General features: G+C 36.8%; 3 protein-coding genes. 1 reads left to right on the top strand and 2 read right to left on the bottom strand.

Annotated elements, in window-relative coordinates:
- Positions 1-641, bottom strand: a 641-nt coding sequence (locus ABZC96_RS08780; RefSeq protein ID WP_373030528.1) for a DMT family transporter, incomplete at its 3' end; no start/stop codon positions are given.
- 206 nt (positions 642-847) lie between these two features.
- Between ABZC96_RS08780 and ABZC96_RS08785 the strand changes: the two genes are divergently transcribed.
- A complete protein-coding gene (locus ABZC96_RS08785; protein ID WP_373030529.1) occupies positions 848-1219 on the top strand; it encodes a DUF2237 family protein in 372 nt (123 codons plus the stop codon).
- Positions 1220-1634: 415 nt separating this feature from the next.
- Here the strand turns inward: ABZC96_RS08785 and ABZC96_RS08790 are convergent.
- On the bottom strand, positions 1635-4022 hold a 2388-nt coding region (locus ABZC96_RS08790), incomplete at its 5' end, for a DUF2339 domain-containing protein (protein WP_373030530.1).

A 4022-nucleotide genomic window follows, 5' to 3' on the forward strand; every position in this document is an offset into this window, starting at 1 on the left:
ATGTAGGGTAGTGCAGACATAAAATCTTCATAAGAGACTGAAGGTTCAAGTAGGTATGCTAGGAGTGCTATAAAAGGCAATCCCACCACAGTTCTAAATCCTAATATAGTCTCCGCTGAGCAGTAGACTCTTGCACGTTTTTGATACAGGTTCACTATGGGAGCTGCAGCAGCAGAAATGAGGATGAGCCAGTCCCCTTTGTTAAATGCAAAATCTTCAGGAAATAAGATAATCAATGCACCCACACCCATGATGACAGCACCACTCAAATGAATGGTTTCCATCTTTTCTTTACCAAAGACATTAAAATAAAGGTAAGAAAAAAGTACTTGTAAAAAGACTATGACAGCCATATTTCCTGCTGTAGTGTACCTCATACCTATGAAAATGAATGTAAAAATGAAGGTTATCCAAAAGGTAGTAAGGAGTAAGTCTTTGTATGCAGCTTTGTTCTTTAGCTCTACAAAACGTTTCTGTTTGTACATAATGGCTATATAGAAAAACAGAGCGATGATAAGGCTATACATATAAGTATGTAAAGCCCCTACATAAGACATAGCAACAATAGAAAGTATGGGAAACCATGACTCAAGAACTGTGAGTCCAAGCATCAGTAGTTCTCCTTCTCGTTCTTTCGTCATGGATGTGTTTCCTATTTTTAATGTATTGTAGCCAAAATCCACTACACAGGAGTGCAAAAGAAACTGAAACAAGCTGTCTATGTCAATATGACCGATAAAGAGTCAAAAATACACCTATGTTTTAATTGTTTTAGAAATATGAGCTCCTTTGCTAAGTAGTTGTGCAATTTAGCTATAATTTTTCAAATTAGTATGAAGGATATATGATGATGGATGAATCATTAAATGTTTTAGGAGAACCCTTAGAGCCTTGTAGTTTAAAACCTCTCACGGGTTTTCATAGAGATGGACATTGTAATACAGGTGATCATAACCCTGCTGTACATGCAGTATGTATCTATGCCACTGAAGAATTTTTAGAGTATTCCAAAAAGGTAGGGAATGATCTTTCCACACCTATGCCGGAGTATAATTTTGCCGGTGTACAACCTGGTCAAAGTTGGTGTCTTGGTGGACATAGTTTCGTCAAAGCCCATATGGATGGTATGGCACCACATATTTTTATTCATTCTACACATAAAAAAATGCTTGAACTGATCGATTTGGAGACATTGAAACAATATGCTATAGATTTATAAGGAAATAAACGTATCTCGTAGCCTCCTTCTCTATGTGAGAAGAATGACTTTCTGTTTAATAATAAGAGAAGAAAGCATACGAGCTTTAAAAGTGACAGTTACATAGTTCGAACACAGAGTAGGGAGACTAAATTATAGTCCCCTTTAAGGAAGTGTTGCTAGAAATGATTTCGTAGTCCTCTGTGTACAAAACGTGATAAGTACGTTAGTCTATGTGTATCACTTGGATTTTCAGATTTCTACTTAGTCGTCGCATCTCTGCGATGCTTCCGTAACTCTTACCAAGTATGAGACATGATGACCCATTACTCATCTCCTAAACTCTAGGAGTATTGCCACTAATTTATACTAACAAATTTGTGTGCAATATGTGTGTAGTTAATGGACCTACATGATGAATAAGTCAAGTTCATCTTTATACCTCTTTCTTTTCATTCGGTGGTAACGGAACAAAATACCCTATGAGTAAAAGTAATGTTCCTACTACAATAAATGATATGATCCTCTCTATGGTTCCTGAACTTGAAAGTTCTACAAAAAAGAGTTTAAGTACTACCAGTATGAGAAGTCCAAATCCTGCTAGCCATAGAGGACGGTTTTGATATCGTTTAGACAATAGCATTAAGACAATGGCTATCATACTCCATAGTATAGAAAGACCTGCCTGGAAATACATATGATCCCATAGGGCATTAAACCTATAGTTAATTTCTCTAAACATATGTACTGCACGTGCAAAAACGACAGATGCAAAAATGGTACTCAGTACAGCCAGTATGCCATAAAGTGAAACTTTGACATTTTGTGTAAAAGAGACTTTGTTTTTGACTATCCAGTAAAATACTACACCCAACACTAAACTTTGCAGCATATCTAGAGGGTTGAACAGAGGTATATACGATAAGCTGGTATGGGGAGGAACAGAAAATGTTTGAAGTTCCCAAACTATAAGCATTCCGATGAGCCCACCTACACCTATATGCTGATATGTGTTTCTATATGGTTCTATCCAATTTATGTATCGTTTTGGAAAGAGTAAGAAAATAGAAAGTATCAAGGGTGTTAAAGCTATAGATATCATGATGAAACTTTTGTCCATATTTAAAAGATCAGCATGGTAATGTAATTCCAATGTAAGTATCATAGTGATGAACCAGAGTGCAAGTATGTGTATCTGTTTTGTGAACTTCCATACTGTATCGTACTGGTGAAGCAGTAGATAGTTTACAAATACCAAGAGACCCAAAGCGATAGCACCAAACCCTTCAAAAGGGTGCATCAGGTAAGAACCATTTGTCATATTTAAGAAAAAAAACAGTATGCCTAAGAGCAGATATCCTTGAATTGTGGATATAAGCAGTTTCCATTGTACGAATTTTGTTGTTGTAAAAAGGATCAATGTCCCTAAAACCAAAGAGAGTATCATCGCATTTAGATGGTTGATCTCTATATAGGTCATCAGTTTCATTGGAGTACTTATAAACCATAACACGATAGCCAAGCCAACTAAGATTTTAGACAAATACGTATCTAGATTAGAGAGTTGATCTTTGTATCGGTCTAGCAAATATGCAGAGATAAGTGATGCAACAATGACGATAACGTAGCCTAGATACTCAGCCAAACTCATACGATACTCATATACACTGTTTGGATAAATGAAAATGGAAGCGAGTAAAAGAAGCTCTCCAAAGTATCGAGTGTAGGCTTTTTTCTGTTTTAGGGCTATCCAGATAATCCCGGCACTCTCTAGTGACCATAAAGCAGCTGATACATCTGCATCAAATATATATGGTATGGTAATGGTATAAAATACAACACCCAAAGTCAAGAAAGATTGGGCTAAGAGATGGGTTCTCTCTTTGTTTTTAAGAAGCCAAAAAAGCACTAGGTAGAGTGTACCTAAAGCCACAGCAGAGTAGGCCTCACCATAGGTAAACTCTTTTACCAAGTTGATCTGAAGAGGAAATGCTATGATCGGTAAACCAAATACCAAAGTACCATCGACCAAATTCTTTGGTTTATATGGGTGTTTGATGGTAAAGAGTATAGAGATTGTCAAATACATTAAAAAGTAGAGTATGAGAAACGGCTCTGTGGTCTCAAACATATTTGAACGGTACTTTAGTACTCCCCAAGCAGTTGCAATGACAAAGGTAAAAAGAAATCCTACCACATTCAGTATACGCCAAGAACGGTACCAAGCTACAACAAAGATGCCAATATTCAGTAATGCATAGTAGCTAAATAGCATAATATGTGAACCATCTCCACTGGATGTTAATATTGGCACCAAAAAGCCACCTGCGGTCGCAAACAAAGCCAAAGGCAAAGAATCTTCGATGACTGCTAAAACAGAACCTATGATGACCACTAAAAGCATCAAGCTAAAAGCAATGTCCAGTGTAAGAAGTGCATAAAATTTTGATGCAGCGTAAATGACTAAGTAGAACATAGCAACGCCAAGACCTTGCAGTATCTGTCCATACGCTCCTTCTCTATCTCTTAGTCTCCATCCAACTATTATAAGTATCACCGCAACAATGGCAATAGCTATAAGTCTCATCTTCATACTGATGATACTGTGATCAGCCGCATATTTCACTAAAAATGCCAGTCCAAAAAAGAGTATCACCCCACCTATACGAACAAGTAAATTACCTCCTGTGAAGTAGTTCATAATGAACGATACTAGTTTTGATGGTTCACTTGAGATGGGTTCCTGATATTCTTGTTTAAATGTTTTCATATTATTGACAGGTTTTTCAACTTTTAGTGCCACAGTTTGATTTTCTGTTTCAGG

Source organism: Sulfurovum sp. (genome assembly GCF_041551015.1).
Lineage (GTDB): Bacteria > Campylobacterota > Campylobacteria > Campylobacterales > Sulfurovaceae > Sulfurovum.

Excerpts from the sequence above, each read along its gene's own strand:
- ABZC96_RS08785 (WP_373030529.1), top strand. The coding sequence starts at position 848 with ATGATGGATGAATCATTAAATGTTTTAGGAGAACCCTTAGAGCCTTGT.